42 protein-coding genes are annotated in these 26,393 nt (G+C 68.4%); 5 read left to right on the top strand and 37 right to left on the bottom strand.

The genetic code is table 11. The features are described from left to right. Window positions 1-67: 67 nt before the first annotated feature. From OCT49_RS39625 to OCT49_RS39445, 37 genes are all read right to left on the bottom strand, one after another. The gene (locus tag OCT49_RS39625; RefSeq protein ID WP_283857033.1) at window positions 68-460 is read right to left on the bottom strand and encodes a helix-turn-helix domain-containing protein; all 393 of its coding nucleotides are present in this window, start codon (window positions 458-460) and stop codon (window positions 68-70) included. Beyond that, window positions 457-912: a hypothetical protein gene (locus tag OCT49_RS39620; protein ID WP_283857032.1), complete on the bottom strand. Its 456-nt coding sequence runs from the start codon at window positions 910-912 to the stop codon at window positions 457-459. The genes OCT49_RS39625 and OCT49_RS39620 overlap by 4 nt, the downstream gene beginning before the upstream one ends. A gap of 2 nt (window positions 913-914) precedes the next feature. Next, window positions 915-1,334 carry a hypothetical protein gene (locus OCT49_RS39615; RefSeq protein WP_283857031.1) on the bottom strand — a complete coding sequence of 140 codons (420 nt, stop codon included), beginning with the start codon at window positions 1,332-1,334 and terminating at the stop codon, window positions 915-917. 11 nt (window positions 1,335-1,345) lie between these two features. Further along, window positions 1,346-1,654, bottom strand: coding sequence for a hypothetical protein (locus OCT49_RS39610; protein ID WP_283857030.1), 309 nt, complete (start codon window positions 1,652-1,654; stop codon window positions 1,346-1,348). Beyond that, window positions 1,651-1,977 (bottom strand): hypothetical protein, encoded by a 327-nt coding sequence (locus OCT49_RS39605; protein WP_283857029.1) that lies wholly within the window; start codon window positions 1,975-1,977, stop codon window positions 1,651-1,653. Before OCT49_RS39605 ends, OCT49_RS39610 begins: the two co-directional genes overlap by 4 nt. A gap of 142 nt (window positions 1,978-2,119) precedes the next feature. Continuing rightward, the gene (locus OCT49_RS39600) at window positions 2,120-2,365 is read right to left on the bottom strand and encodes a hypothetical protein (protein WP_283857028.1); all 246 of its coding nucleotides are present in this window, start codon (window positions 2,363-2,365) and stop codon (window positions 2,120-2,122) included. A 111-nt stretch (window positions 2,366-2,476) separates the two neighbouring features. Then, window positions 2,477-2,974: a hypothetical protein gene (locus tag OCT49_RS39595; RefSeq protein ID WP_283857027.1), complete on the bottom strand. Its 498-nt coding sequence runs from the start codon at window positions 2,972-2,974 to the stop codon at window positions 2,477-2,479. 152 nt (window positions 2,975-3,126) lie between these two features. Then, on the bottom strand, window positions 3,127-3,615 hold the full coding sequence (locus OCT49_RS39590) for a single-stranded DNA-binding protein (protein WP_283857026.1): 489 nt from the start codon (window positions 3,613-3,615) through the stop codon (window positions 3,127-3,129). 20 nt (window positions 3,616-3,635) lie between these two features. Then, the gene (locus tag OCT49_RS39585; protein WP_283857025.1) at window positions 3,636-4,442 is read right to left on the bottom strand and encodes a hypothetical protein; all 807 of its coding nucleotides are present in this window, start codon (window positions 4,440-4,442) and stop codon (window positions 3,636-3,638) included. After that, a complete protein-coding gene (locus tag OCT49_RS39580; protein WP_283857024.1) occupies window positions 4,439-5,122 on the bottom strand; it encodes a WhiB family transcriptional regulator in 684 nt (227 codons plus the stop codon). Before OCT49_RS39580 ends, OCT49_RS39585 begins: the two co-directional genes overlap by 4 nt. After that, window positions 5,119-5,631 carry a RusA family crossover junction endodeoxyribonuclease gene (locus OCT49_RS39575; protein WP_283857023.1) on the bottom strand — a complete coding sequence of 171 codons (513 nt, stop codon included), beginning with the start codon at window positions 5,629-5,631 and terminating at the stop codon, window positions 5,119-5,121. The genes OCT49_RS39580 and OCT49_RS39575 overlap by 4 nt, the downstream gene beginning before the upstream one ends. A gap of 214 nt (window positions 5,632-5,845) precedes the next feature. Further along, window positions 5,846-6,718: a DUF5131 family protein gene (locus tag OCT49_RS39570; protein WP_283857022.1), complete on the bottom strand. Its 873-nt coding sequence runs from the start codon at window positions 6,716-6,718 to the stop codon at window positions 5,846-5,848. After that, window positions 6,715-7,140, bottom strand: a complete 426-nt coding sequence (locus tag OCT49_RS39565) for an HNH endonuclease signature motif containing protein (protein WP_283857021.1) — start codon at window positions 7,138-7,140, stop codon at window positions 6,715-6,717. Before OCT49_RS39565 ends, OCT49_RS39570 begins: the two co-directional genes overlap by 4 nt. After that, window positions 7,133-7,498: a hypothetical protein gene (locus OCT49_RS39560; RefSeq protein ID WP_283857020.1), complete on the bottom strand. Its 366-nt coding sequence runs from the start codon at window positions 7,496-7,498 to the stop codon at window positions 7,133-7,135. The genes OCT49_RS39565 and OCT49_RS39560 overlap by 8 nt, the downstream gene beginning before the upstream one ends. Further along, the gene (locus tag OCT49_RS39555; RefSeq protein ID WP_283857019.1) at window positions 7,495-7,626 is read right to left on the bottom strand and encodes a hypothetical protein; all 132 of its coding nucleotides are present in this window, start codon (window positions 7,624-7,626) and stop codon (window positions 7,495-7,497) included. Before OCT49_RS39555 ends, OCT49_RS39560 begins: the two co-directional genes overlap by 4 nt. A gap of 16 nt (window positions 7,627-7,642) precedes the next feature. Then, window positions 7,643-8,446, bottom strand: coding sequence for a hypothetical protein (locus tag OCT49_RS39550; protein WP_283857018.1), 804 nt, complete (start codon window positions 8,444-8,446; stop codon window positions 7,643-7,645). Further along, a complete protein-coding gene (locus tag OCT49_RS39545) occupies window positions 8,443-8,790 on the bottom strand; it encodes a hypothetical protein (protein WP_283857017.1) in 348 nt (115 codons plus the stop codon). Before OCT49_RS39545 ends, OCT49_RS39550 begins: the two co-directional genes overlap by 4 nt. Next, window positions 8,787-9,014 carry a hypothetical protein gene (locus OCT49_RS39540; RefSeq protein WP_283857016.1) on the bottom strand — a complete coding sequence of 76 codons (228 nt, stop codon included), beginning with the start codon at window positions 9,012-9,014 and terminating at the stop codon, window positions 8,787-8,789. The genes OCT49_RS39545 and OCT49_RS39540 overlap by 4 nt, the downstream gene beginning before the upstream one ends. Window positions 9,015-9,055: 41 nt before the next feature. Next, complete coding sequence (locus OCT49_RS39535) at window positions 9,056-9,490, bottom strand: DUF6197 family protein (protein ID WP_283857015.1); 435 nt, start codon at window positions 9,488-9,490, stop codon at window positions 9,056-9,058. A gap of 104 nt (window positions 9,491-9,594) precedes the next feature. Further along, complete coding sequence (locus tag OCT49_RS39530; RefSeq protein ID WP_283857014.1) at window positions 9,595-9,939, bottom strand: hypothetical protein; 345 nt, start codon at window positions 9,937-9,939, stop codon at window positions 9,595-9,597. A gap of 175 nt (window positions 9,940-10,114) precedes the next feature. After that, window positions 10,115-10,339 (bottom strand): hypothetical protein, encoded by a 225-nt coding sequence (locus OCT49_RS39525; protein WP_283857013.1) that lies wholly within the window; start codon window positions 10,337-10,339, stop codon window positions 10,115-10,117. 143 nt (window positions 10,340-10,482) lie between these two features. Then, a complete protein-coding gene (locus OCT49_RS39520) occupies window positions 10,483-11,022 on the bottom strand; it encodes a hypothetical protein (protein ID WP_283857012.1) in 540 nt (179 codons plus the stop codon). Window positions 11,023-11,239: 217 nt separating this feature from the next. Beyond that, window positions 11,240-11,593 carry a hypothetical protein gene (locus OCT49_RS39515; protein ID WP_283857011.1) on the bottom strand — a complete coding sequence of 118 codons (354 nt, stop codon included), beginning with the start codon at window positions 11,591-11,593 and terminating at the stop codon, window positions 11,240-11,242. A gap of 596 nt (window positions 11,594-12,189) precedes the next feature. Next, window positions 12,190-13,314 carry a ParB/RepB/Spo0J family partition protein gene (locus OCT49_RS39510; protein WP_283857010.1) on the bottom strand — a complete coding sequence of 375 codons (1,125 nt, stop codon included), beginning with the start codon at window positions 13,312-13,314 and terminating at the stop codon, window positions 12,190-12,192. Beyond that, window positions 13,314-13,976, bottom strand: coding sequence for a ParA family protein (locus OCT49_RS39505; protein ID WP_283857009.1), 663 nt, complete (start codon window positions 13,974-13,976; stop codon window positions 13,314-13,316). Before OCT49_RS39505 ends, OCT49_RS39510 begins: the two co-directional genes overlap by 1 nt. A gap of 209 nt (window positions 13,977-14,185) precedes the next feature. Next, window positions 14,186-14,317, bottom strand: a complete 132-nt coding sequence (locus OCT49_RS39500) for a hypothetical protein (protein ID WP_283857008.1) — start codon at window positions 14,315-14,317, stop codon at window positions 14,186-14,188. Window positions 14,318-14,330: 13 nt separating this feature from the next. Then, entirely contained in the window at window positions 14,331-14,765 is a 435-nt protein-coding gene (locus OCT49_RS39495) for an SLOG family protein (RefSeq protein ID WP_283857007.1), read from the bottom strand. A gap of 7 nt (window positions 14,766-14,772) precedes the next feature. After that, entirely contained in the window at window positions 14,773-15,573 is an 801-nt protein-coding gene (locus tag OCT49_RS39490) for a DciA family protein (RefSeq protein ID WP_283857006.1), read from the bottom strand. After that, window positions 15,570-16,748, bottom strand: coding sequence for a hypothetical protein (locus OCT49_RS39485; protein WP_283857005.1), 1,179 nt, complete (start codon window positions 16,746-16,748; stop codon window positions 15,570-15,572). Before OCT49_RS39485 ends, OCT49_RS39490 begins: the two co-directional genes overlap by 4 nt. 392 nt (window positions 16,749-17,140) lie before the next feature. Then, window positions 17,141-17,617: a hypothetical protein gene (locus OCT49_RS39480; RefSeq protein ID WP_283857004.1), complete on the bottom strand. Its 477-nt coding sequence runs from the start codon at window positions 17,615-17,617 to the stop codon at window positions 17,141-17,143. Window positions 17,618-18,047: 430 nt separating this feature from the next. Continuing rightward, complete coding sequence (locus tag OCT49_RS39475) at window positions 18,048-18,464, bottom strand: hypothetical protein (RefSeq protein ID WP_283857003.1); 417 nt, start codon at window positions 18,462-18,464, stop codon at window positions 18,048-18,050. Beyond that, a complete protein-coding gene (locus OCT49_RS39470; protein ID WP_283857002.1) occupies window positions 18,461-18,877 on the bottom strand; it encodes a hypothetical protein in 417 nt (138 codons plus the stop codon). The genes OCT49_RS39475 and OCT49_RS39470 overlap by 4 nt, the downstream gene beginning before the upstream one ends. Continuing rightward, entirely contained in the window at window positions 18,874-19,752 is an 879-nt protein-coding gene (locus OCT49_RS39465) for a WhiB family transcriptional regulator (protein ID WP_283857001.1), read from the bottom strand. Before OCT49_RS39465 ends, OCT49_RS39470 begins: the two co-directional genes overlap by 4 nt. Then, window positions 19,749-19,907 (bottom strand): hypothetical protein, encoded by a 159-nt coding sequence (locus OCT49_RS39460; RefSeq protein WP_283857000.1) that lies wholly within the window; start codon window positions 19,905-19,907, stop codon window positions 19,749-19,751. The genes OCT49_RS39465 and OCT49_RS39460 overlap by 4 nt, the downstream gene beginning before the upstream one ends. Window positions 19,908-20,050: 143 nt before the next feature. Further along, complete coding sequence (locus OCT49_RS39455; RefSeq protein ID WP_283856999.1) at window positions 20,051-22,816, bottom strand: DNA cytosine methyltransferase; 2,766 nt, start codon at window positions 22,814-22,816, stop codon at window positions 20,051-20,053. Next, window positions 22,816-23,787, bottom strand: a complete 972-nt coding sequence (locus OCT49_RS39450; protein WP_283856998.1) for an ATP-binding protein — start codon at window positions 23,785-23,787, stop codon at window positions 22,816-22,818. The genes OCT49_RS39455 and OCT49_RS39450 overlap by 1 nt, the downstream gene beginning before the upstream one ends. 82 nt (window positions 23,788-23,869) lie before the next feature. Beyond that, window positions 23,870-24,352 (bottom strand): hypothetical protein, encoded by a 483-nt coding sequence (locus tag OCT49_RS39445; protein WP_283856997.1) that lies wholly within the window; start codon window positions 24,350-24,352, stop codon window positions 23,870-23,872. A gap of 207 nt (window positions 24,353-24,559) precedes the next feature. Here OCT49_RS39445 and OCT49_RS39440 point away from each other — a divergent pair, with 207 nt between their 5' ends. The 5 genes from OCT49_RS39440 to OCT49_RS39420 all read left to right on the top strand — a co-directional run bounded on the left by OCT49_RS39440 (window position 24,560) and on the right by OCT49_RS39420 (window position 26,355). Further along, window positions 24,560-24,976, top strand: coding sequence for a WYL domain-containing protein (locus tag OCT49_RS39440; RefSeq protein WP_283856996.1), 417 nt, complete (start codon window positions 24,560-24,562; stop codon window positions 24,974-24,976). Between the two features lie 7 nt (window positions 24,977-24,983). Further along, complete coding sequence (locus OCT49_RS39435; RefSeq protein WP_283856995.1) at window positions 24,984-25,289, top strand: hypothetical protein; 306 nt, start codon at window positions 24,984-24,986, stop codon at window positions 25,287-25,289. Window positions 25,290-25,415: 126 nt separating this feature from the next. Beyond that, on the top strand, window positions 25,416-25,613 hold the full coding sequence (locus OCT49_RS39430) for a DUF6011 domain-containing protein (protein WP_283856994.1): 198 nt from the start codon (window positions 25,416-25,418) through the stop codon (window positions 25,611-25,613). Between the two features lie 190 nt (window positions 25,614-25,803). Then, window positions 25,804-25,980, top strand: coding sequence for a hypothetical protein (locus tag OCT49_RS39425; RefSeq protein ID WP_283856993.1), 177 nt, complete (start codon window positions 25,804-25,806; stop codon window positions 25,978-25,980). A gap of 252 nt (window positions 25,981-26,232) precedes the next feature. Beyond that, on the top strand, window positions 26,233-26,355 hold the full coding sequence (locus tag OCT49_RS39420; protein ID WP_283856992.1) for a hypothetical protein: 123 nt from the start codon (window positions 26,233-26,235) through the stop codon (window positions 26,353-26,355). Window positions 26,356-26,393: the final 38 nt, after the last annotated feature.

Below are 26,393 nucleotides of genomic sequence, written 5' to 3'. Positions count from 1 at the left end.
TGAGTTACGGGCATGGGTGGAGGGCGGGTCTCGGCCCGGGAATCTGGAGACCCCCACCCCGAAACGGTCACGCTGCGCGCACCTTGGCGGACTTGCGGGCAGCCCTGCGCTCAGCCCGGTACGCTCGCTCCCCCGCCCAGCACGCCTCGCACGGCTCCTCGCCCCGGTACTGGTGCGCAGCGAACCCCGCATGGTCCCCGTGACGGCGCGGACGGCCGTCCAATAGCCCGGCCCGGCAAGCGAGCAGCACGGCATGCGGGGCGTTCGCCGCGCCGAGCTTCTTCACCGCCCGGTTCACCGTCGGGGTGATGCCCTTCGGCGTGGTGAACAGCTGGCGGGCGATGTCTTCGTGGGTGTGGCCGTGGGCGACGAGCTCGAGGACGCGCAGTTCGTGGTCGGTGAGAGAGACCGCGGGCCCGCCACCGACCGGCAACGGGCCCACACGAGTCACGGCGGTCACGGGGTCGCCTCGGGTGCGGCGGTGGCGTTGAGGCGTTCGCGGAGATCCTTGGCGATGGTCGCGTACAGCTCTCGGTCGTCGACCCGGAGGGCGTTCTCCGCGAACTCTTCCAGCCGGGTAGCCAGCCTGTGAGCCCGCTGGACGGCGGCTTCCAGCTCAGCAACACGGCCTCGAAGGTCAGCCTGCCCAGCGGTGGACGGGCTATCGAAGGCCCCGCCGTACATCACCTCCGGCTCGTGGTGCATCCGTTCGTTCTCGGTACGCAACCGCTCGTTCTTCGCGTCTCGGTCGTCGCCGCCCGAGGCCGTGGTTGCGGTGCGGTCCAGAGCATCGACCTGCCAAGCCGCAACCTCCTCTGCCAGGGACCGCCCAGGGCAGTGTGAGCACCAGCCGTGTACTCGGTGAGCTGGGATGCTGTGCCCCAGCGGAATCTCGTGGGAGTTAGTGGGCATGGTCACGCCTCCTTGGCGGGAAGCCGGCGGGGGAACGGGAGCCGTCCGGACGGGAAGGTGCGTCGGCGGGGCATGAGGGCCGGGGACGGTGCGGGTACGGCGGGGGTGTCGTGGTGCCACATCTCGACCCACACCCCGTTCGTCCGCCACACGCACACGACACGACCGGGCCGGAACTCGACCACCGGCCGCAGGTCCCCGCCCTGGGCGAGGGCGAGAGGGTAGGCGGACGCGAAGTGGTGCAGCGCCTCCTCGGCGCGCTCACCGATGACCTGGACGGTGAGGCGCGGCGCCCCGTCCTCCGCCGTACCAGGCCGCCAGTCCGGCACCAGGGCGGTCGGGTACCGGTCCCGGACCGCCAAGTACCAGGACCGGGTGGCGGCGGTCTTCGTCTCGATGAGGGCTTCAGCGAGCTTGAGCATGGGCTGGCCTTTCAGGTGGTGGTCGGGTTGCTGCTGGCGAGGGTGGTGAGGAACGTGGCGGTGAGGACGGCGACCGCGAACGCGACCGTGAGTACGGCCCGGATGGCGGTGGCGGCTTCCTCGACGGCGTCTTCGGGGCGCATGCGGAACCCGAAGGTGCCGACGGCCAGCACGGTGGCCAGGAACGCGACGAGGCCGAGGCCGGCCTGCCACCCGAACCCGTTCAGCACGTTCGACAAGGTGTAGGCGGCGGCCACGCCCAGCAGGGCCAGGACGGGCCCGCGGACGGTCAGCCAGGCGTGGTGGGCGAGCTGCTTCATGCCGCCTCTTTCCGGTCCTTGGCGCGCCACCGTTCGACCGTGCGCTGATTGACGCCGACGATTCGGGCGACCTCACGGGCGGGAACCTCACGCTCGGCCAGACCGCGGGCGACAAGCACACGCTCCAGCCGGGTCAAGCCCTCGGCCGGGCGACGCTCCCTAACGATCAGCTCAACGTCCTGCATGTCCGCGGTCCCCCACTGGGTGAAGTGCGGGTCGCCCCATTTCCGGATGCGCTGCCGGTGGGTCTGGCAGACCGTGCTGTGGTGGGCGCGGCGCTTGTCACAGTCGTCGATACGGCAGGTGACGGCGTGGTTGGCCATGAGGTTCTCCTGTCAGGTCTCAGGGGGTGGGGCCACCGGCCCGTGCGCGCCGAGGGTGCGGGCGTCGGGCCGGTGGTTCATCGGCCGGTGGGCCGCCGGCCGGGTTTGCCGCACCCTCCGGGGAGGGACGGCGGCCTATAGGTCAGGCGACAAGCTGAGGGCGGATGGTGACGGTGGCCGCACCGAACGTCAGGGCGGCGAAGCCCTCGATGTCGGCCATGTCCCGCGCGTTGCCGATCAGTTCGATCAGCCCGGAGTGGTCGGCATCGGTGATGACGGACCCCTCGGCGCGGATCACGCCGTAGACGACGTCCCGGAGTTCGCCAGGGCCTCCGGCGGTGTGGCGGTCGGTGGGCCGGCCCTTGCGGACGATGGCGATGCGGTACATGGAGAACTCCTTCAGGCAGGGGGCGGTCAGACGATGCGGTAGTCGCGGAGGGGGCGGGCTGAGGGGACGCGGCCTCCGCGGGCCCCCAGGGGCAGGAGACCGGTCAGGGGGTCAGTACGCGGTGACCTGGGTGCAGTAGTCGCGAATCGTGTGACCCCACACGTCGGCGTGACCGCCCCGCTTCATGACCGCGTCCAGAAGCTCGCGCTGCGTCTCAACGATGTCCTCGGCGGCCACCCGGCGGCGAACCAGGCCCGGCACGGTGTATCCACCGGTCCGCTCGATGACCCGCACCTCGTACAACGGCGGCACAGGCAGCGCGGCGGGGCCGAACACGACGTACGCGATGAACCCGAGGTCCATGTCGCCGACGGTGCGGATCGCGGCGGCCAGGCGGTCCAGCTCGGCCTGCTCGGCGGCGAGTTCCTCGGCGAGGCGCTCTGCACGGCCGAGGTAGTTGGTGAGCTGGGCGGAGGTGTTCCACGCGGCCTCGGGGCTGTGGAAGTTGCCGATGGCGATCTGGCCGGCGAGGGCGTTGATGTGGCGGTTGAGGGTGGCGAGTTCGGCCTGGAGGTCGCGGTCGGTGTGGAAGCCGATGCTGTCGATCACTGGGTGCCCCCTGGGTTCGGGTGGGTCGTTGTCGGCTCTGCCAGACTAGCCCAATCCATATTGCGCACGCAATAGGAATTTGAGGTTGTGCCCAGACACGACAAAGGGCCCGACCCCCACCCGGGACCCGGACCCTCCGCCACACCGCCCCCTCAGAAAGGCGGATCCTCAGACCACCCACCACCCTGCGGCCGGCCCGCACCCGACCCCCACGGATCCTCCGCCGACACCGCCCCCTGCCGACGCGCCGCCTCACGAACCTCCGGACGCTGCGAGCCAGCCACCCGCGTCACCACCGCCGTGGCGTTCTTCAAGCTGGGCCCGACTTCCTCGACGTCCAAGTCGTACACCGTGCGCTTCACACCCTCACGGTCCTCGTACGACCGCTGCTTCAACCGCCCCTGCACGATCACCCGCATGCCCTTCACCAAGGACTCCGCGACGTGCTCTGCAGCCTGACGCCACACCGAGCACGTCAGGAACAGGGCATCCCCGTCCTTCCACTCGTTCGTCTGCCGGTCGAACACCCTCGAGGTCGACGCCACCGTGAACTTCGCAACCGCCGCACCGGCCGGAGTGAACCGGAGTTCCGGGTCCGCCACCAAGTTGCCCACAACAGTGATGACCGTTTCGCCTGCCATGTTCTGCCCCTCTTCTTTCGTCAGCTTGCTCGTGCTACGTCTACGGCCGGAACCGGCCCTGTCCGCTCGTTGAGCCCTGCCTGCGGTACTTCCTTCGGCTTCGGGCCTCGCGGTGCCCTGATCGGGCCACCCGCGTCCCGGTAACTCACCCCGGACAGCAAGGACGTGATCGTCTTCCGGGACCGGCCGTACCGCATCGACAGCTCCAGGTCCGTCACCCCGCCCGCCGCGTACTTCTCACGGATCTCAACGACCTGAGCGGCGGTGAAATCGGTCTGCTTCTTGCCGCTTTGCAGCACCGAGGGAAGCTCCCGTCCTGCCCGCGTGTACGCCTTCCGCAGCCGGTTCACCGCGTTCGCCGTGGCGCCTTTCGGAAGACGGCGCAGCTGGTCAACCTGACGGAGTGACATGCCGCGGTTCGCGCACTTCTCCAGCGCCACCAGCAGCTCGGCGTCCGAAACGTTCACCGGGTACCCGTCCACGAAGCGCTGCACAGCAACAGGGTCGACGTACTCACTGTCGCGGTCGGGATCGGGTGCGGTAGCCAGGTCACGGACCGGCCGGTGCTCATCCCAGTTTGGGACCGTCAGCGCCCCATTCTCGTTGAAGTCCAGCCAACCCAGGGCCCGGCCCATCGGCTGCTCCGGGTCGACCAGGCCGGCGAGGACGACTATGAGAGCACTTCGCTGCGCATTGTCCAGGCCGTTGAGAACTTCCTGAATGTCCTCAGGGCCACCATCTCCGTGGACCAGGACGGCCAGGTGCGCGGCCACAGGCAGCATGTCCTCGGCAAGGTCGCCGCGCTGCTCGGCAGTCAGGCCACTCATGCCGCGGCCCCCGTCTCCGTCACAGCCCTGAGAATGTCCGAGACGCCCTTCGCGCCGTTCGTGCTAGGAATCCCCAGGTACGCGGCAATGTCGGCCCTCCGCGCCCCACGCTCGTGCAACGCCACAATCACGTCCACGTAGTCGTCTCTCAGCTGCGCCCGCCACGACCTGCGGTCGCCCGGCCCCAGTCGGGCCATACGCGACCCCTGCCCGCCGGACCACCACACCGCAACCCGCACCGTCACCACATCGACGAACAGGCCGTCCTCGCGAAGCGCAGCCGTCATGCCCTCCAGGGTCCGGCAGCCGGCCTTCAGCTGTCGCAGCCGCCACAGCCACCGCAGGGAGACCAGCACCCTGGCCATGGCCAAGTTCGGAACGTTCCCGAGCAGCTCCTCCAACTCCAGTGCCCGCCGCTGCTCCGGGTCGAGCCCGCCACCAATACCCCACCGGTAGATCGCATCGTCCGACTGCCGCTGGTTGTTCAGGCACTCGACGATGACGGGGCATCCGACACACAGGGCACGCGCACGCTCCTTGCGCGACTTGGTCGTGCTGTAGAAGTCGTCAGCGAGTTCACCGGCGAACTCGCCGCGACAAACGCTGCGGGTCTTCCAGTCCGAGGATGCGGGCGCGGCGTAACTCCTACTGCGGCGCATATCCGCGTTGAGGATCGTCATGAGGGGTCTCCGAGGGTGTAGAGGCGGATGAGTGCTCCGGGCTGGTCGAGGGCGTCGGGGTGCTCGCCGGGGTAGACCTTGCGGGTGTGGTTCTCGATGACGCGCCCGTCGTCTTCCCAGGCGCCGGACTTGCTGATGGCGTCGTAAGTGGAGCGCTCGAGCTTGTCGATGTCGGGGTAAACGGCGGGGTAGGTGCGGCGGCGCTTGGGGGCGCTGACAGGCTTGGGCATGGTGAAGGTGATGTCAGCCCGGACGGGGCCGGCGAGGTGCTGGGCGTTCCCGGTGAGGAGCGCGGCCTCGATCGCGGCCTGGACCTTCTCCCGCCACGGCTTGACCTTCTTGGAGGACTCCCGCATGAGGGGGATGGTCTTGCCGGTCGTGCGGCTCTTCCCCCAGCCAGCAGGGGACTTGCTGCCTTGGGGTCCTGCGAGTCCGTGGACGGCGATGACGAGGTTCGGGGTGGGCTTCCACTGGTACGGGCCGGTGAGGGGCGGGGCGGCTGTCGTCATGGGGTGAGCTCCTGTATGGGGCGTGGTCCGTGGGGTGTCATGCGGAGGTGGGTGGCGTGGCCAGGGCGGTGGCCTATGTGGACGGCCAGGCAGTACCGGCAGCGGTAGGTACGGAAGTCGGGGCCGCCTTCGCCGCGTATTTGTCGGGTTCTGCGTCGGGCGGATCGGCGGCTGGGGAAGCACGTTTTACCGAGGCAGGAGATCTCGTACTCGGTCACCGGGGTTCCGGGTATTCGCGGACGCGGAGCTCGGTCGGCCAGTCCTCGGAGTTGCCGCCCTTGCTGTCAGAGGCGTGGTTCTCGCGGGCCCAGACGGATCCGAGCTGCTTCACGAAGGGGGCGGCGCCGAGTCGGCGGGTGTCGTTGATGAGGTCTGCGGCCCACTGGGTCTGGAAGGGGCGGGCGCCGGGGCCGGATTCGCCGCCGATGATGACCCAGTCGATGCTGTGGGCCGGTCCGGGGCCGTCGACCAGTTCCGTGAGGGGGAGGCGGACGGGGCCGAGGAGGGGTTCGCAGGAGAGGAAGCGAACGGCGGCCGGGGTCTGAGCGAGGGCCTTGATGCGAATGTCGGCCCACTTCTGGTTCTCGACGCTGACGCCGAGGTAGACGTTGCGCAGGGGGAGGCTCCAGCTCCCGCTGCGGGCGAGTGTGGTGTATGCGCCCACCTCGGCAACCATTTCGCTGCGGATCATGTCGGCAAAGTCGGGCCGGTTGAGGAGGGATCTCATGCGGGCATGCCGCTTGGTGAGGATCTGGTAGGTGTGCCGGGGGGTGAGGGCCATCACCGCGAAGACGCGGGCGATGAACTCGTCGGTGACGCCGGCGTGGAAGAGGTCGCTCATTGAGTTGACGAAAACGCGGCGGGGCTTCTTCCAGTGCCAGGGTTCGTCGAGGACGTCGGGGTGCATGGTGATGCCGAAGCCGAGGCCGGAGGTTTTGGGGTTGCCGTCGTTCTGGTACTTCGCGGCGCCCATGCCCTTGAGGCGCTTGGCCATGGTGAGGGCGTAGCAATTCAGGCATCCGTCACTTACTCGGTCACACCCCGTCGTAGGGTTCCACGTCTGCTCGGTCCACTGAATGCTCGTCATGACGTCTGACTCCTCAAGTTGTGGCCGCTGATGAACCGACGAGGGCGGTTGGTCGGGTCGTAGCGGAGGAAGGTCTTGCCACATCCGCAGGCGCAGCTGATGGTGGTGTTGGGCTCGCCCAGCTCTCGGAGGTCGGTGCGCTTCCGGTGCTCGTACTGGTGATGGGCAGCGCTCGCCTTGACCTCGAGGTTCTCGGGTCGGTTGTCGGTCTTGATGTGGTTCTTGTGGTGGACCTGCTCGCCCCTGGGTATGGGCCGGCCTATTGCCTGCTCGGCAACGAGGATGTGTTCGTAGACGTATCCGCGGCCATCGGCTCGGTGGTGATCGGGGCGCTTGACGAGCACGTAGCCGTTGGAGGCGACCGTGCGACCGCCCTTCCAATTGGGGTTGCTCTCGCCGGGCTGCGATCCGCGCTTACCCACGGTCGGCCTCCTGGTCGCGGGTCTGGGTGATGGCGAGGGTGATGGGGATGGCTCCGTCGGCGGTGGCTGTGCAGCGGGTCCAGGTGCCGTCGTTGGTGAGTCGGGCGTGCTGGTGGTGGGCCATGTCGGCGTACATGCGGCCGGGGAGGATGGCGTTGACCTCGAGGACGAAGGCGCCCTTGTCGTGGTGGCCGATGCGGCAGAGGTTGCCGTTCCAGATGCGGTAGCCGGGGTGTGCGGGGTGGGGGCGGCCGAGTTGGTGGGTGCCGTTCTCGGCGAGGATGAGGGCGTTGAGGTTGGCTTGGGCGAGGGCGGCGCCGAGGATGGCGATGTAGGTCTGGTCGGGGTGGTCGGTCACGGGGTGTCTCCGTCCAGCGGGTCTTGCGGGTTGGTGGTGCCGATGCCGTGCTGGGAGGCGCAGATCATGGCGATGGCTACGGCTCCCAGCACGAGCGCGATGAGTTCGGGTGCGGTGGGCCAGGTCACGGGTTCTTCCGGGGCTTCAGGCGGCCTGCAGGGATCGAAGCTGAGCTCGGTGTTCGGCTCGGGCTTGTCGACAAGGGGCGCAGACAGGGATGTGGAGTCGGTAGTGCTCGTGGCACCCGTCAGGGGTGCCACAGCGCCCGGTCCAGTCGGGGTAGGCCGTGGGGTCGTCGATGGTGTCGTCGTCCCATGCGCCGACTGGTGCCCAGTGCGCTTCGGCGGCTTGGTGCCGGGTTCGGTCGTAGACGTGCGGCCGTACGCCGTGGGCGCGGGGGTCGGCTCGCCACAGCTGGTCGTAAAGGGCCATGGCTGCGCGGGCGGTGCTGGCCTTCACCTGCTGGTCGCCGTGCACGGTCTTGCCGAAGTTCCCTCGGTCAATTCCGAGGCCGTCGGCCAGCCGGACCTGGGGCCATCCGGCTGCCACGAGTGCCTGCAGTCGGCGCCGGGTTCCGGTGCCGTCGATGCGGGCCGCTGCACCGAGGTTGTCGAGTGTCGGTTCAATGCTGAGGAGTGCGGTGGCGTTCTTCGGGAGAAGGCGTTTCGACGGGCTCATGCCGCGGCTTGGGTCGCCGTACAGGAGCTTGGATACGGTGCCGCGCGGGACGCTGGCGAGGCGGGCGAGGCGCATCCAGCCGATACCGAACTCGCTGAGCGTCTTAACGTGAGCGCGGACGGGTTCGGCGTCAACGTAGGGCTGCCAGGTGCCGTACGCGATGGCCCGTGCCCGGTTCGCCCGGTACTGAGCTTCGCCCCAGCAGCACGGATAGCAGCGGCAGCCGTCGAGCTTGTACTTCACGTAGGTGCCGTGGGCGCGGGCGCTCATCGGGGCTTCGCCGCCTTGGCGGTGTCGTGGGACAGCGGGGAGTCGTGCAGGTCATCCATGGGGGCCAGCGCGGCGCGGGTGTTGCACGGCCACATCTCGTCGTCGGCGAAGCAGTGGTTCGAGTCCGCGTGCTTCCGGTGCAGGGCGAGGACCGCGGCCCGCTGTGCCTCCAACTCGTCGCCCCGGGCCCGCAGCTGCTCCACCTCGGCGGCCAGCGTCAGCGCGATCTCGTGAAGCGCCTTCTCCGTACCGTCGTTGTACGTCGCGGTCGACCACGTCGACGTGCGCTCGCCGTACTGCCGCAGCCGGGCCAGCGCCGCATCCGGCGTCATCGGGGCGCTCATGCGGCACCGCCCATGCGTGCGGCGTTGACGGCGATGGTGTGGAGGTAGCCGTCGATGAGGCCGGTGGCGTAGTCCGGGTCGTAGTCGTCGGCCATGGCGGCGCGGGCGTGGATGCGGCGGGAGGAGAGTCCGGTCATCGCGGCGAGTTCGCCGTCGGTGTAACCGGTGGTCCAGCTTCCGTCGGGGCCGTCCGTGTCGGCGAGGGTCAGGGTCATGGTGGTCATGGCGGGGTCCGTTCTGGGCGGTGGTGCGGAGGACGGGTTGGTCAGGCGGCGTTCTGGTGCGGGGCGGCGGTGAGGGCGTCGGCGGCCTGGGCGGCGCGGAGGATGGCGCCGATGACCTCGGGCATGGTCGGCGGCTGCTTGTCAGGGGTGCCGTTCCATGCGGGGGTGGCGGCCCAGTGACAGATGTGCTCGATGTGGTCGTCAGTACCGGTGCTGGGGTCGGTGGGAGGCAGGGTCGGAAGGACCGCGGACAGCATGCGGATGGCGTCCATGGCGGGCTCGCACATGCGGATCTGGAGGAGGGAGTAGTCCTCGTCGGTGAGGAAGCAGTTCGGGGTGCGGCCGGTGACGGCGCGGAAGATGGCGGCGGTGATGTCGAGGCGGCCGTCGGCGGTGGCGAACTGGGGGCCGGTGTGGAGGCCGGAGTGGTTGAGGATGTGGGCGGCGGTGCGGAGGACGGTGCCGGTGCTGGACATGGGTGTCTCCCAATACGGCGTGTGTGGTGGTTGGGCACCCGGCCCCGGGAGCTACTGCGCACCCATCGGGTGTGGTGCTCGACTCGGGGCCGGGGAGTTCGGGATCAGTCCTCGACGGGCCGGGGGTGGTCGTCAGCGCAGTCGGGGCACTGGAGCCGGCCGAGGTTGTAGCCGTCGGGTGCTTCGGTGACGAGGGCGTCGGGGTCGTCGGCGTCGAAGATGCGGCCGCAGATGCAGGCGGGGCAGGCGCACTTGAGGATCTCGTTGTAGCGGACCCCGGTGATGCCGGTGATGGCGATCAGGGCGGCCATGAGGGCCTCGTATTCGGCGGCGGAGGTGGTGTTGTCGGCCCGGTCCATGAGCTGGTCGAAGAGGTTCTGCTGGCTGGTGTTGAGGGCGTCGTAGTTGACGGGGGCGGGGCGTGTGCGGGCAGGGCTGATCACGCTCATGGCGGGGCTCCTGGAGTGGGTGCTGTGGCCCTTTCCCGGGTGGGTGGGTCGCTGTCGGCTCTGCCAGGCTAGCCCAAGTTCTATTGCGTGCGCAATAGGAATGTGTGGGGGCAAGCAGAAAGCCCCCGCCCCGGACGCATCCGGGCGAGGGCTCTCAGGGAAAGGGTGTCGGTGGTCAGCCTCTGCGGGCGACGGCTTCCTGGTGAGCCAGCAGGATGTCGCTGTAGCTCACGTAGTCCCGGCGGCGGTACCGCTCGGTGCGCAGGCCGTCCCGCTCTATCCATCGTCGAATAGTGGAGACCGAGGCGGGGTGGCCGGTGGTCTTCAACTGGGTGCTGATCTCCTCGAGGGTCATCATGTCGCCGGCGACCGTGTACGGGACGATCGACTGTATGGCCATGCGGGGTGCTCCCGGTCTCGACGGCCATCGTTCGCAGCTCCGGCGGCCGATACAGGGGGGTGAAGGGTGGAGAGGGATTCAGAGAATCCGCTGGTGTGCGTGATGAGAATGCGGTGATGCCAGGTAGACCGCCAAGGGCGCGGTCAGGTTGCGCTGTGCCGGACAGCCGTTTTGCTGGCGATGTGCTGCTGGGCGAGGTAGGCCAGCGTCCATGTGTGGGACAGGCCGTCGTCGTCGACGCAGTAGTGGTTGACGCAGACTGCGCGCTGGGTCGCCTCGCGCCAGTACAGGCCCCAGCATCCGCACTCGGGGCAGGGGTGGCGGCGCACGACGGTGGTGTCGCCTGTGGCGATGGCGTGTTCGAGACCTTGCCGGTAGATGATCGCTTCGCGGGCCTGCTGGCGTTCGGCGCCGAGGTGGGCGGTGCGGCTGCGGGCCCAGTCGTAGACGCGGCTCGCCTCGCCGGTGAACGGGCCGGCGCCGGGGGCTTCGGCCCGGGTGTGCTCCTCGACTTCGCGGACCGCGGCACGGATCCGGTCGACGACGGCCAGGTTCAGGGGGGCGGGGGAGTGGGCGGGGCGCTGGGTGCGCCCGTCGCCCGGCCCGGTACGGGGATGCTCCACGAACTCGGCCTGGAGGAGGCTGAGGCGGTGTGCGGTGGTGTTGTCGGCTCCCGTGCTCATGCTGTCCCCGTCCCGTAATCCGGCCTGGGGCGCGGTGCGTGACGGTTTGTGTGCCGGGCGCGCGCCGGTGGCCGGAGGCTGTCACTCCGGGTGATTCCGGACGCCCCAGTTTGGCATGGGATTGTCGCGAGTTGAACGGAAAGTGCTAAGGGATCAGCGGTGTGCGAGGGGCTGTTGCCGATTCGTCACAACTGGCCCCGCATTGACCCCGTCATATTCACAGTTCGTCCGGGGCGTCCCTCATCCCCAGGAGCATGCCGCTCAGGTGCTGATGCTGGTCCTCCCCCAGCAAGCGTTCGGCGAGCGATCCGTCGAGCATCAGCTGCACCGCGTCCAGGGTCGTCCTGTACGCGTCCGCGGTGGGCCCGTCGGTGAGGGTGCTGCCCCGGGCCAGGAAGTGTGCCTCCATCGTCTCGGCGAGGAGCTGCTGCGGTGTGGGCTCGGCGTGCAGCAGAGGCGGGGGCGGTGTCCGTCGGCGCCGGAGCCCGCGGCTGGGTCGGCGGTCGAGACGGATGATGTTCCCTGTGCTGCCGGACGTGACCGGAGGGACAGGGTCTGCTGCTGAGGGCATGGGGCGTCTCCGCTCCTCCGGCTCTCGGGAAGGGCGACGGCATTTGCAGCACCGTCTCCCCCGGTATGGCTGCCGGTGTCCAGTCCCGGGGGTGCCACTGTGACACCTCTACTGGTCGGCGGGTAAGACGCTCCCGATTTTGATGTTCCTGCAACCCCACCAGGAACACCCCTTCTCCCGCCGTGCTGGGCTGCCGAGGGTATGAGGAAGCCCCCGGAAGCGTGGGGGACGAAGTGCCGACAACGACCCGCCTCGAGCCGGGGGCTTGAGACCTCACGGGCAGGCCCGTCAGATAACGGTGATTGTAGTGCGGGAGCTCGCCACGCAGGTAGCAGCGGGACGTTTCTGTCTTCGGTGAGGCGGGGGCAGAACACCTCTCCCCCCGCCGCCAGTCACCTCCGGCAGAGTGACGGCGCTCCCACCCAAGCCGGTGCCCCTGAGACATGGAAGAAGCGGGGCCGGATGTCACCTGGCCGTGTGACCGGAAACCCGGCCAAGGGGCGGAATTCTGACCAGGACGGCCCGGATACAACAAACGGCCCCGCTCCCCCACCACCAGGCGGAGGAACGGGGCCGCAACGGTCAGGCCGCTGCTCTCATGGGTGGTTCGATGGTGGAGCCGTAGCCAGCTCCTCTTCCATGACCTTCTGCAGCCGCTTGGTCAGCCGATGCCGGTCGAGCTCACCCATCCGCGTCATCAGCACGTCGAACACCGACTCCCACTCTCCCGGCTCCCACATACCTGGCAGCAGTTGTGAACCCTCAGAATGGACGGTCTCCGGAGCCGTCTTCTGCGGGACGTTGATGGGCTGTTCGGCAGAGCTGCCCCCTCGGGGCTCTGGCAGTGACCGGGTCGGTTCCTCGGGCACCTGATCCAGCTCGCTCCTGGAAGTCGGAGCTGTGGGGGACGGCTGCGTGTATACCGCGGTATACGCAGGAGCCGTGGCTGGCAGTTCTTCAGAAGGCCGCGGCGCGACAGCAGGTTCAGCTCGAGGAGCCGGAGCGCTCGTAGCGCCCCTGGCAGTTACCTTCGCCCGATCCTCCTTCTGCTCAGCTGCCTTCCGATCGGCCTGCCAGGCCGCCATCTGCTTGTCGGCGGGAAGCGCCGAGTACTTACGCATCTCCCGGAACGCCGTGAGCTTCCCCTCGAAAACGAGGGCCTGCATCTCTTCCGAGAGCCGCAGGATTCCGATGCGCTGGCTGAACCACTGCTTGGACTTGTTCAGCTGCTCCGCAGCCTTCGTCTGGTTCCCGTCACTCATCTCCAGCATCTGCTGAAGACCGCGGGCTTCCTCGATGAAGTTGAAGTTCGCCCGTTCGACGTTCTCCGTGAGAACGGCCGCGAGGAACCTGACCCTGGATTCAGCGATGTCCTCGCGAACGTGGACGTCCAGGGTCGCCAGTCCGACCTTCTGCGCGGCCTTCCACCGCCGCTCCCCCGCCGCCATGACAATGCGGCAGTCGGGCAGCAGACTCTCGTGCTCGGGAAACAGCTTCACGTACCGGGCACGGGTGACACCGACGCACGGCTGGAGCTGGCCGCCGCGCATGCTGTTGCCGAGTTCTACGAGCTGGGTCTCGTTGAAGTCTTGCCGCGGGTTCAGGGGTGTGGGTGCGACCTGGTCGGGTGCGACGTGCACCAGGGTGGGCTTGCTGCTGCCGGGAGTGCTTTCCACGGCTGCGCCGGCCAGGGCGGACAGGCTGATTCGTCGGCCGGCCATCAGCGGCGACCTCCGTACCCGAGCTCCAGCGCCAGCCGGAAGTAGTCCTCCCGTGCCCGGAGGGTGGTGCCGTTGTCGGCGTACTGGGTGACGACCTTGCCCTCGGCAGCTGCGCGGGTGTGGATCTTGTAGCGGCGGATGACGGTGTTGGCGCGCGGCCAGCCCATCGCGTCGATGTACTCGATGGTTTCGTCGCGGTCGGCCTTGCCGTCGCGGGGGTCCCAGGCGTTGACGACGACCTTGTAGGGGAGCCCGCGGGGCGCGATCACCTGGGTGATGGTCCGGGCGGTCGGGTCGAAGGCGAGGGGCTCCGGGGGGAGTGGGACCAGGACGTCATCGGCGATGTCGAGCGCGGCCGCGAGGATGTGCTCGTTCTCGAGGCTGCCCGGTGTGTCGATGAAGATGTGCTGTCGCTGCTCGCTGTGCCCGAGGACGTCGTGCGTGATTGCTGCCAGGTTGACCGTGGTGGTCGTCTTACCGACTCCGCCCTTCTGGTTCGCGATGACGTGGATCTCGGCGCCCAGGTTCTTGAGTTCCGCGAGACTTTCGGGGTCCTCGTGGGCGGTCGCGAAGTCGAAGGGGAGATTGTCGCCGATCCGGTCTGCCCACCAGATGGTTGAGCCCTGTGGGTCGGTGGATACGACGAGGATGGAGGAGGTCATGATGCTCCGTTTCCGTGTGCTTCCCGAGGAGTCCTCGGTACTCGGACCGGAACAGCATTGCAGATGATCGACCCGGACATTTGCACCACCCTGGTGGTGCCGCGCGTCGGCGTATACCGCGGTATACGTCCTTGGCGTCAGAAGGCGTACACCGGTTCCTGGTTCGCCGCCCGCCGTGCGTATACCGCGGTATACGCCGACGCGCGGCTCTACTCATCGCAGTCGGGCTCGGGCTGCGGGTCGGCTATGGCGGGTTCAAGGAAGAGGCCGCGGTACGCGGGCTTGGGGAGTTGCTGCTGCGGCATCTCGGGCTTCGCGACGTGCTGGGGGAGGTCGGGCATGGTGTGGCTCCGTTCAGGCAGTAATGCGGTGGATGGGTATTTCAGCGGCCATCGCGCGGCGCATGCAGTCCGCTGTGCCGGTGGAGTCATTGACGTGAGCAGCCACCAAAAGCACGGGCCGTTCGTCGATGATCTGCTGGTTGCGGCGGTGGCCGGCCAGCGGGCAGTACGTTCGACCGTTGCGCTTGGGGCGCCGGTGACCTGGCTGGCACTCGGGTCCGCAGGGTCCTTCCCAGTCCGCGGGGAGGCGTCTGCAGGGGATGTCGTTGCGGACGGCCCAGGCGTCTCCCATGGCATCAGCCCCGTCGCGGGCGTCTCCGTGGATGAGCTCGATGCCGTCGTAACCGACCTCGATGGCGTCATGCCATACGAGGAACAGCGTGCCTTCGAGGAGCGAGATGTCTGTCCACTTGCGGCTGCCTGTGAGGCCGATGAGGGCGAGGTTCATGCCGGCCTCATGCGGCCTCGAAGGCGCGACGGACAGGGCGGCCGCCGCTGCGCTTGTAAATTCGCGCGGCTCGGATACTGGCCTGCAGGCTGTCCGAGGGGCACATTCGCTCCTGCCGGGTCTGGAGGATTTCCTCCTGGGCAGCGATCTCCGTGAAGGCCGCCTCGGGTTCGCGGCGCTGGCGAAGAGCCTGGGTCTGGCGGTCGGCGGCCTCGCGGATAAGGGGTGCGAGGCCGGTCTCGTGGGCGCCGCCGCTGGCGCGGTGGGCGGCCAGAGCGGCAAGGTAACCGGGATGTTTGGTCCGGGGCTGCTCGGGCTGTTTAGCTGCGGCTGCCGTGCGCGGCATGGTCGTGGTCACAGGTTCCTGGGCCACGAGGTCAACAGCCCCAGGGGCAAGGATCGTCAGGTTTCGGACGGTGCTGTCGCCGACAGTTGCGTTGATCTGCCGAATGATCTGGCTTTGGTGGAGAGTGAGTTGGGTGTGGTAGGCCGGGGAGACAGGGCGCAGGTGCAGCGTCTGCGTGTCCGCGTCGAACCGAACCGCGGCGACTTTGCCCGCGAGTGTGGGAGCGATGGCAGGCCACTGGTCGAGGATGGTGCCGCCCTTTGCTGGCATGTCCCAGCCGCGCTCGGCCATCATCTGGGTGATGGCCGCGGCGAAGGGCAGGGGGTCGCGGCCGTTTGTGCTGCGCCGAGATGGAGCTGCGCCCATGCGGCGCTTCGGTGGCGGGCCGCTCTTTGCTGCGGCTCGGGCGGCGGCGAGAGCGACGCGGGCCAGGTCGACCCCGGACGGTGTGGTGTCGGTCATGCGAGGCTCCCGAGGAAAGCTGCCATGTCGGATTCGGCGTCTCCCGTAGAGGTCTCGCCGTAGGAGAGGTCATCCCAGCCGTTTGCCTGGGCGGCCTGCTGGTAGCTGGTCAGGCCGTGTTGAAGTCCAACCATGACGTCCTGGTACTGGCTGATGCTGCTCTGGAAGGCGCCGATCGGGGAGTTCTCCTGTTCCCAGCGGGCAACGGCTTCTTGGCTGGCCTGGATCTCCTGCTGACGCTTCTGGTCGGCAGCGATGCGGGCACGGATGAACGCGACAGGGTTCTTCGGCCTCCAGCGCACCCCGGTGCACATGCCGTGGAGGTCGGCAGTGATCTGGTAGGCGTCCTGCCCTTGGTCGGTCCAGGGCCGCAGTACGAATTCCAGCTGCCGGAGTGGTGCGGTCTGGGTCCAGCCGACAAGGGCACGTACCAGGCGGGTCGTCTTGCCAGCGTTTTTGACGTCAGCGGGGGTGCGGCGGCGGCCGTTGATCTGGGTGCTCTGGTGGGGGATTCGGGTTTTAGGCGGCCTCGCCTGCGAGGTGTCTTTATTACCCCCCACCATCTGAACCTTTCCCTCCTGCCTAGCTGAGGTAAGGGAAGGGGGCTCACAAGATCGTTTCGCAGGGTTGTCCACAGGCTCCGAAGAGGAGTTGTCCACAGGGGCCGTGACGGTGGCCGCAGGGCGGGGGTCGGGCATCTGCCGGTAGTCCATGACGATTCGTGCCCCGTACCCGGCACCAACGATGAGATGCCCCATGGCGTGGTCGTAGACAGCCGGGATCACGGCCGCGTACACGGTCGCGGTGGCGGCGTACCCGCCGAGGCCGAGAACACGGCGGACGTTCGCCTTCGTGCCGTGCTGGACCCAGGCCAGGGCGCCGAGTTCCCGGAGGTAGGCGACGTGGCGCTTCACGGACGCCTTGCTCACATTGGTGCGGGCCACGGTCTCGTCGAGGCAGTAGCGGACGTGTCCGGTCGAGTAGTCCATGCGCGCCCCCAAGTCCCGTGCGATGACGAGCGTGGTGGCGTTCGCCCGCGGGTGCAGGCCGGCTGCGATCAGCCATTCCACGGAGCGAAGCCACCGACGCGGGCCGCTGTGGCGCGACGCGGTGTGCTCGACCTCCTGGGAGGCACCACGGACCAGGGCGACCTGACCGGCACTGTACTCGTACATGCGTTCGAACGTGTCATGCGGGGTGTTCGTGTCGCGAGGAGATTCCTGGCACGGAATGCCGCCAGCGGCAGGGGACTTTTGGGGTGAATCGCCCGCTCGGGCGCGCTCAAGCTGACAAGCAGGCATGCGGTGCTGCACTATGTACCCGTCCTCTTCTGAGTAGTGGAGGTACGCGAAAGCCCCGGTGGGGTCTTCGTGGGGTTCCGGAAGAACCTGTTAGTCGCTCGACCTGCTCGGCCCCGGTCGCCAAACCGGATCTGAGAGTCGGGCCTTAGCTCGGTCGCCAAACCGAGCCGTAGGAAGTGGCCGCGCACGGTGCGCCAACACCAGCGGCCAGGCGGTAGAGGAAGTGCCCCCGCCAAGGGGCCCGAGGCCTCCCGCCTAGGAAGTCGCTACGTCACCTGATCTCCCTTACTGGGTGAGGTCTGCCCCTGCGCCTGGCCGGCGCGGGAAGTCTGAGCGGTCTGGCCACGCTGGAACTGGACCACGCGGAGCATCTGCTGTCCGAGCCGTTCGGCGTCCTCGACAGGCAGCTGCAACTCAATCTCGCGGCCGACGGCCTGCTTGCCGCCCTTCGTGATCGAGCCGGTGAAACACACGTAGTGCTCTCCGGCGTCGCCCCACGCCGTTGCGAAAGTGCGAGGAAACGCGAAGCTGGTGACCTTCGCCAGCCATGCGCGCTTCCGCCCCGGCCGGTTCCGCTGATGCATGTTCAGCAGGGCAACCGACGTGGCGACTACCTCGCGCACGTCAGCCGTGTCGGCTCCGGCTTCGAGAAGTCCGTGGACTTGGCGGATTGCGACCTCGGCGAGAACGGGCGGCGCGGCGGCGAGTACGTCCCCGTAGGGGTTCTCGCCCTGGCCGGTCATGCGACGGCGGGGGTAGCGGTGACAGGGCCTGCATGCGTCGGCGGTGTGATGTTCACGCCGGAGTGCGAGGTCCCACTGTCTGACAGCCCGGAAGTCCGGGTAGGCTTCGCCATAGAACTGGCACCTTCTTCTAGCGGAGTGTGGTGTCGGTCGGCCCCCGCACCAGATGTTTGCCGCATCTGGGGTACTGCGGGGGCTTTCCTGTTGTCTTGGTGGCCCCGTCCGACCGTACTCGTTTCTGAGTGGTCGTCTGGCGCCAGGCTGAGCCTACCGGTTCCACGCTCCACTTGTCTCACCCCTCGTTAATCGTGTCGTTGATCGGACTAGTCATCAGATAGGCAGCTCATCGCACGGCTGTACGGCCGACGATCTCTGTCCTATAAAAATTCACACCAAGTAACGTGAGCCAGCGCGGAGGCCCGGTACCCCTTCAAGAGGCCCTGGCCAGCAAAAAGGAAGAGAAGGACTTGGGCTCGGCCCGGATCTCATGAACCTGGCCCTGCGCCTCGGGCTCCTCCACGGCCGGGCCGGGCGGTGCGGCGGCGCGGCGTCCGGCGCGTCCTTTCGTCGCTGCGGTGCAGCACACGTCACACCGGCATTGCAGGCAGTTGTACCGGTACTCGCCGTGCGGGACGTTCTCCCGCCGCGCCTTCTTCCCCGCTGCTTTCGCGTCCGTGAGGGCGCGGCCGAAGTCGGGGTCGGTGCGGGCGTGGCGGGGCGGGACGTTTGGGTGGATGCCCGCGGTGGCGGCCGCGTCGGCCAGGGTCATGCCGGCGGTGACGGCGTCGAGGTACTGCTGCCGCTTCGGCGCGTCGAACAGGTTCCGGTTGGTGGCGGTGTACGTCACGGGTGGCCCCCGTCCCGCACGCCGACGAGGTTGAGGGGTTCGTGGTCGGCGGGGTGCCGGGGCGGGTGGATGCTGGCGGACCGGGCGGCCTTGCCGGCCATGGCCGTGTACCCGGCGTCGGCGAGGGCGGCCCGGAGCCGGTCCAGGGCCTCCGGGGTCCAGGACGGCTGTGCGGCCAGGTGCCCGGCCCGGTAGCCGACCGGCAGGGCTGCCTCCCATATCTGCCGCACCACCGTCGGGTCGACGCCGGGGAAGAGGAGCTCGGGGAGCTTGGTCGGGGTGCCTGCGGTGTCGAGCATGGCGGCGGCGAGGATCCCGGCGAGGTAGTCCCCGGACGACTGGCAGCGGTCGGCGAGGACCTGGTCGGTGTGGGTGGTGGTCGGCATCGGGGTGGTGCCGGGTGTGGTGGTCATGCTGCGGGCTCCAGAACGGTGGCGGGGAGAGGCAGGGCAGGGGCGGCCGGCGCGGGGGTGAAGTGCGGCAGGCACCGATCGCCGGGGCGGGCGGCCGGGCCGCGGCCGGCAGGCACCTGGACGGAGGGTGTTGGTGTACGGCGTTGGCGGGGCCGCGGGGTGAGGAGGTCGAGCGGGAAGCCGGGCGCGATGCGCCGCTGCCTGCTGCCGTCGGTGTTCGGGGCGGCCGCAATCGGCCACAGCCCGTCCCACACGATCCGGTGCGTGCCGGGAAGTAGCCCGTGGTGGACGGCTGCGGCCAGGAGGTCGTCCCTGGTGGCGGTCTCCTTGTTCAGGCCCAGCAGGGAACACAGGGCTGAGCGGTGCCAGTTCGTGCGGCGGACGTCCATGCCCGCCCGGTGCGCGACCCGGGTCTCGTACAGCTCCACGGCCAGCGCCTGCAGCACCGCGAGCTTCTGCGGAGACCGGGCCTCGGCCAGGGCCTGCTCCGACACCACGGCCGTACCTGCGCGGCGGGCGATCAGGGCACGGTGGCGCTCCAGGGCGATCTGCCCGCCCCACACCCCCTCCGGCTCCGCGAGGCGCACCACATCCGGACCCCCGCCCGAACCCGCCTCCACAACCTCCGTGTTCGCGTAGGTGCGGCACAGCGCCTGCACGGGGCAGTACCCGCAGACCCTGACCGCGGCCTTCTCCCGGCCGATCCGGTCACGCTGGGGCTCCGCACCGTCCCCCGTGTACGGGGCCCACGCGTCCACGGACACATCCGGATCCCCCGCAGCCATCCTGGGGTTGTCGGGGTCGGGGGCGCAGCCGCGGTACCGGTAGTGCGGGTGGTCGGTGAGCTCCTGCTGGGCAATCAGCGGCGTCGTCATGACGGTTCCCCCTCCTGCGGGTCAGTACGGGTGGTGCGCGCCAGCTCGTCGTCGACGATGCGGCCGGCGGCTTCCAGGACCTGCTGCTCGGCAATCGCGGCGTTGATACGGCGGCGGAAGACGTCCAGGTCCCGGTGCTGGGCGGCTTCGGTCAAACGCCGTGCGGCGCGCTCCCTGGTGAGCGCGCCGCACGGAACGGACCTGGTGCCAGCAGTAGAGGCCGACGGCCAGGGCCACGGTGGCGAGCACCGCGGCGATGGTCAGGGTCACGGTGCTCACCTCCCTGTGGGGTGCATGGTCAGGCTGCAGCGGCAAGGTCCTGCTGCGCGTACCGTTCGAGTTCCTCGCCGGTGATGGCTTCGACGAGTGCGCAGAGGATGACCTCGGCGGCGTTCGGGGTGACGGCATTGCCGTATTGGCGGACCTTGTCACGCTTGGATCCGAGAACGATGTAGTCGTCCGCGAAGGACATGGCCCTGCCGATCTCGTGCGGCTCCAGCATTCGGAACCGGACGTCGTTGATGTCGACGTCGCCCCGCACGAGGGCGTACCGGTCGCGGGTGGACAGGGCGCCGATCGGCTCGGCCACGGTTCGCGCGGTGCCGTTGCTGTAGTAGGGGACGAGGATGTCCTGCCAGGTGACGAGCGACTGGTGTCCGGCCGTGGTCAGAGTCCGCATGGGCTCGGCTGCGGCGGTGCAGTGCTCGCCGCCGTCGCCCTTGCTGCCGTTGTTCCGCATGACCATGGCGCCGATGTCCGGGGTAACGAGCCCGTGGTGGTTGCCGGACGCAGTGACGGTGGCCAGGGCGTCGGTGACGGACCGAGCGACGGATCCGCCGCCGCGGAGCTCGGCGATGAACGGCAACCACGCCAGACCGGTCTCGTTCCGCGTGGTCATCGTCCGCAGCGGGTCCTGCGCGGACCGGGCTTCCTTGCCATCACGGCCCTCGACCGGGACAAGGAGCGGCGGAACCATGAGGCCGTCGTTCTCGCGCGTCGTGCGGGTGGCCATGGGCTCGCCAACGTTGACTGCCGAGTCCCGCCAAGTGCCGCCGGCCGGGACCATCATCGGGACGGGCTGGGCAAACTTCTTCAGCCCGGCCTGGATGCGGGCGATCGTCTTGTCGGCGAGTGGCTTGGACCGGTCGCCGATGCGCTGTCCGGGGATCGACCAGTCGATTGCTGCGGCGGCCGGTAGCGCCTCGGGCTCGACGATCTGGTTCCGGCAGCTGGTCGAGGGGCACCGGTACACGTACTGCGTGCGGTAGCGGCCCATGTCCCGGCCCGGGGTCTTGAAGACCTGCATGGCCTGTACCCACGTGTCACACCCGGAGCACCAGGCGCGCGGGCGCAGCCACTTGTCCCAGTCCGGGGTCCGGCCCAGCGACTCGTGCCAGTACCCCACATACAGGCGGTCACGGGACTGCGGGGCAGCATGCACCGACCGCGGGTTCGCGTGCATCGAGTTCAGGGCGATGATCCGGGTGCGGTACCCCATCTTGTGGAGCTCGCCGATCCACCGGTCCCACTGGTCCCAGGCCCGTACGTCGGTGACGTTCTCCACGACCCCCGCCTTCACCAGGCCACCACGCTCGATGACGCCCCGCAGGTACAGCGGCACCTCTTCCATGAGTGCCCGGGATTCCTCCTCCAGATCGGCCGGCTCCTCCTCAGCCTGGTCCGCGAGGAGGTCGAGGAGGCTGCCCTGCATCGCCATGTCGAAGTTGCGGCGCTTCCCCTTGGCCACGGACCAGTTCGTGCAGTTGTGCACCGTGATGCCGTCGGCGACGTAGGACTCGTCCTCGGCCACGCTGAGATTGAAGACCTCGACCTGGCGGCCGGTGACTTCCACCGACTTGACCGGCGCCCACCGGTACCCATCAGCATCGTGATGGAAGGCGTGCTTCGGGCCTTCAGTGATCCAGTTCAGGGACCAGAACGGACGCTCGGTGATGCGGCGTCCCTCGATCATTCGCTCACCCTTGCGGGTGTACGGACCGGAGAGGTTCGCGACGCGACCGAGGGAGTTGGCAAGCATCCGCAGACCTATGGCCAGCCGCTTGGAGATCGTGGTCATCCGCTGGCAGGCGCCGTTCGTGCAGCCATCGGCAGACACGTAGCCATCGAGCAGTGCCTGACGCGCGGACTCGGGCATGGTCAGGGCCCACGCGGGGATCGTTTTGCCTACTGCGTGCTGGCCAAAGTGTTTTGCCAGCCACTCGACCAGGCCACGGTGCCCCGTCGTGAAGTTGGTGGCGGTCCGGATGTCGCGTCGAGCCCACCGAAGTCCGGCAACTCGCGCGAGGTTCACCGCAAGGCCGTCCGCCTCGTGGTGGCCGCAGGACATAACCACCTCGTACCGGCTCTTCTCGCCTTGAGGCTTCTCCTGCATGCGCAGAGAGCCGTCACCGAGCCATCGGCCGACCAGCCACCACAACTCAGGAGTCAGGTCGACGCCGCCTCGCCCATTGATCTCGGGCACGGGCAGCGCCTGGCCGAAGTCGATCGGCGTCGCCCACAGGCGGCCGCCCAGGTTCTTGGCCTCGGTCCACTCCGGGGCGCCGGCCAGCTCGTGGCGGTACCCGCGCCCCTTGCCCTTCCAGACCTTGGTTCGGGTCCGCGTGTAGAACGGGTGCTCCGGCGTGGTCTCAATGCCGCCGGCGTAGCCGACGCCTGTAACGCGGACGGTGTCAGCGAGCTTGCTCATGGTGTCGGTGACGGGCCGCCAGCGGCGCTCGTGGGTGAACACCTCGTCGCCGACCACGACGTCCTCGATGGGTACGAGACCCCGCTGGGTGAGGATCGTCGTGCCAGCCGGGAAGCATTCCGGACTGGCCCAGAAGATGTCGGTGACGGGCCAGTTCCAGACCGGCGCCTTGCGGATGTCGCCGCGGTAGTGAGAGGCCTCGGGGAAGTTCGCCTCGTGGGAGTCGATCGCCTTCGCCCAGTGATTCGCGGCCCTGGTCACCCGGACACCGGGCACAGCATGGGCGCCCTGGGAGGAGCCGCCCGCGCCACAGAACCAGTCCATGACCGTCAGCGCCGTGTCGTCGTTGCGGTACATCAGGCGGCGCTCCTCTCCGAGTTTCCGTCCTGTGCGGCCTTCCGCAGCACCTTGCCGCGCTCCTGAATGTGGGCGCCGAGCGTCGTCGGCGTACCGGCCGGGTCGAGCATCGGGGCCCCCTCCAGACGGCGGGCCCGGACCTTCTTCATCAGCGCACCAAGGTCCTCGAACGTGGCGTCTGCACGCAGAGCCTCCGTGATGAGGTCCTCGATCGGCTCGACCGCCGTACCGTCTTCCAGCCAGTTCTTGATCTGCTGCCCGAACTCGATGCCGGGCTGTCGAACCACGACGCCGGTCAGTTCCCGGGCGCGGGACTTGGTGACGATGAGGGTGTTCTCCCAGTCCATCGACCCGACGATGTCGAACTCGTACTCCAGGCCCTCGCGCTGCTCGGGCTTCATGCCGACCTTGCGGGGCACCTGCTTGCCGTGCTCGTTGGTCTCCAGGACGTAGTCCGTCTTGGCGCGCATCGTGACGATGACGTGCCCCGGGTACGAGACCAGGGCGTCGACCATGCGGCGCTCCATCGGGCGGGCTTCCTTCCACCCCCCGAAGCTGTTGCCGCCGAAGCCCTTCTTCGCGGCGTGGTCGACCTGCTCCAGCATGCCGCCGGACCCGGACCAGAAGTGCGACAGAGAGTCGACGATGACGACGTCGTACCCGGCGGCACCAGCTGCGGCCAGCGCCTCGACGAGGTCGTCCGGGGAGAAGTACGCGAGCTCCAGCACGTCGAACGCGAACTCGTTGGCGTACTTCCTGGCCGAGCCGCGCTCCGTGTCAATGAGCGCGATGCGGGAGCCGAGCGCGGAGGCGATCGTCAGGGCCGTGTACGTCTTCCCGGACCCGGACGGGCCGTCGAGGGCAACACGGGCCTTTGACTGCTCCTTGGTGGCCGGAGCGAACTGAAAACGGGTGTGCGAGGTCCGGCCCGCCGCCATGTTGCTGGCGGGGGCCCCGGTGGCCGTGGCCATGAGGTCTCCTGTGAGGTTGTCGTGATGTGCTGCCGGTGCGTGGCCTAGTTGTCGGCTCCCAGGCCACGCACCGGGGCGGCGGCTACTTCTTCGCCGTCTTCGGGGCGTAAGGGCCGACCTTGTACTTGCTCATCAGGTACGCGGAGGCGACCAGGGCCGGCGAGTGGTCACCCCGCTCAGCAACCTGTTCGCGCAGGGAGTCCGTCGCCCGGACGTTTAGGTTGACCATTTCGGTCCCGGACCCGTACGGGCTGCGCCCCGGGGCCACGGGGACGAACTTGCCGTCCAGGTACTTCTGCAGGCCTTCGTTGACCTCTTCGACGAGCTTGTCTCCCGCCGCCTCGGCCCGGGTCTTGATCTGCTCGCGCCATTCGGCAGTCATGCGCATCGCCAAGTTGCGGTGCAGGGAGGCGGCCGCCACGGGGTCGGAGCGGCGCAGTAGGCCCCATCCGTTCGGGGCGAGGACGGTGTCGATGGCCTCGGCGAGGTCGGGTTCGCCGAGGGTGCGGAGCTTGGTGGCGGCTGCGGTGAGGCGGGGGCGGAGGTCGGTGTTCTTGGGGGGCACGGGTCGGTGTCCTCTCGGCGGGCGCCGGTCGGACCGGGTGCGGTTCGGCGGGCGCTGGGGGGCGTTTGCCACGCCAGTCTCCTCCTTGTTCTATTGCGTACGCAATGACGCTCGGCGGGTGGTGGGTCCACCGTATCGCAATTCTATTGCGTACGCAATGAGAATGTGGGATGGTGGTCACACACCAACCACACCGCGGGGGCACCGATGAAGCACACCAACCAGCAGACCACCACCAAGACCCTCGCCGACCTCTACCGCTCCCTGGACCGGCGCACCGCCGTCACGATCACCTACCTCAAGCCCGGAGAAGCCGAACCCACCGTGCGGACCATCGAAGTGCACGAGATCCGCACCACCCGCGCCGGCGGCATCGTCATCGTCGCCATGTGCCGCCTCCGCGGCGAGGAGCGCCAGTTCCACCTGTCCGGCGTGCTCGCCTACACCACCCACCGAATCGCCTACGTCCTCGACCGGCCCGAGCCCACCAAGTACGTCCGCCCCACCCCCGCGCCGACCACGGACGCGCAGGCCCTGTTCTTCTACGAGCTCGCCCGCGACCAGGACGACGCCGACTACATCCCGCGCATTCTGATCCAGGCCGACACCAGCCTCGCCGCCTAGGAGAGCCATGGACCCCCAGACAACCACTCAGCCCATGAACGCCGCCCGACTCGCCACGATCGAAGCCGCCATCAACCGTCCGGGTGGCCTCTCGCGAGAAGACGCCCGCGACCTTCTGGCAGAGGCCGTGCGTGCCCGCTCCGACGCGGACGACCAGTACATGGAGGCCGACTACTGGCGCGAAAGCTACCGCCTCGCCAAGGGCCTCACCGACGACGAGATCAACGCCATGATCGCTGCACGTGACGCGTCCAAGGCGCATCCCCGCCCGTGCTGGTTCCCCCACGAGGCATGCATCTGCGACACGGACTGACCCCTACTCACGACAAAGGCCACCGCCCTGAACCAGGGTGGTGGCCTTCCAAGTCACAGTAATCGCGCACACGCAGTGTAGTTCGCGAACTCGCCACCCCGCCACCACTTCCAGGACACTGCCCCCATGGACCGAGACGCGCACCAACCCACGCTCGTCGACACCCCCACCGGCTACCGGCACCGCTACTGCCGACGCTGCGGCCGCGAACTCACCCGCACCCAGTCCCGCCTCATCGGGTACGGACCTGACTGCGACCCCGAACGCCGGCCAGGGCCCGCCCCCGAGCACCACATCGACCAGGACCACCTTCCCGGCACCTGAGATCCCGTCACCACCGGTGCCCGGGCGATCACAGAACTGGGGCTTGCGCGACTAACCCCCCGACGTGATAGACGCCCGCGCAAACCAGAAAACCGCAGGTCAAAGCCGAGTTGCGCGGCTAACCCTCACCTGTTCCAAAGTGCCGCCACACGCCACACCACCCGTGCGGCACGGACACAGGAGCAGCACCATGAGCAAGCGCACAACAGCCCGGAACAAGCCCTCCACGAAGCGAGAGGACCAGCGGCCGGACGTGGAGTTCAACGCCCGCCTCAATGTCCGCCTCAACGTTCCCTGGAAACTGGTCTCCACCCTCATCGGGGCCGCCATCATCTGGCTGATCACTGGGCAGCCGTGGATGCTCTGACCTGACATAGAGGTTGGCCCCGCGGAACGTGCGAAGTGACCGCGGGGCCAACCCAAAGAGCGCCGTCCTGTCAGGGCACTCACACCGACCGTACGGGCAACCTGTTCTGACCGCCCGTCGAGAGCCCTCCCGCACCCCAACGGGGACAGGTAGGATCCACCACGCATCACCCTTTCCTGAGCAACCGACGCCGGATAGAGGCCAAAAGGCCCCGAGAACGGCCGGGGCACTCTAGGAAAGGAGGACGAATGGTTGAAGAACCAGGAACCCGAGAAGCAGAAGGCGAGCTTCGTACGCCGCGTGGCCATTAACTTGACCGCACGTGCGCTGTGGGAGGCGGCAAAGAGCCTCTACGAGTACCTCACCTCTCTGTGATGTGACAGAGCCCCGGAAGCTACAGCACCGGGGCCTCT

The sequence above is a fragment of the Streptomyces sp. ML-6 genome (assembly GCF_030116705.1).
Classification (GTDB): Bacteria; Actinomycetota; Actinomycetes; order Streptomycetales; family Streptomycetaceae; genus Streptomyces.
The sequence above is the reverse complement of the archived record's forward strand: the minus strand, read 5'-3'. Positions and strand labels throughout refer to the sequence as shown.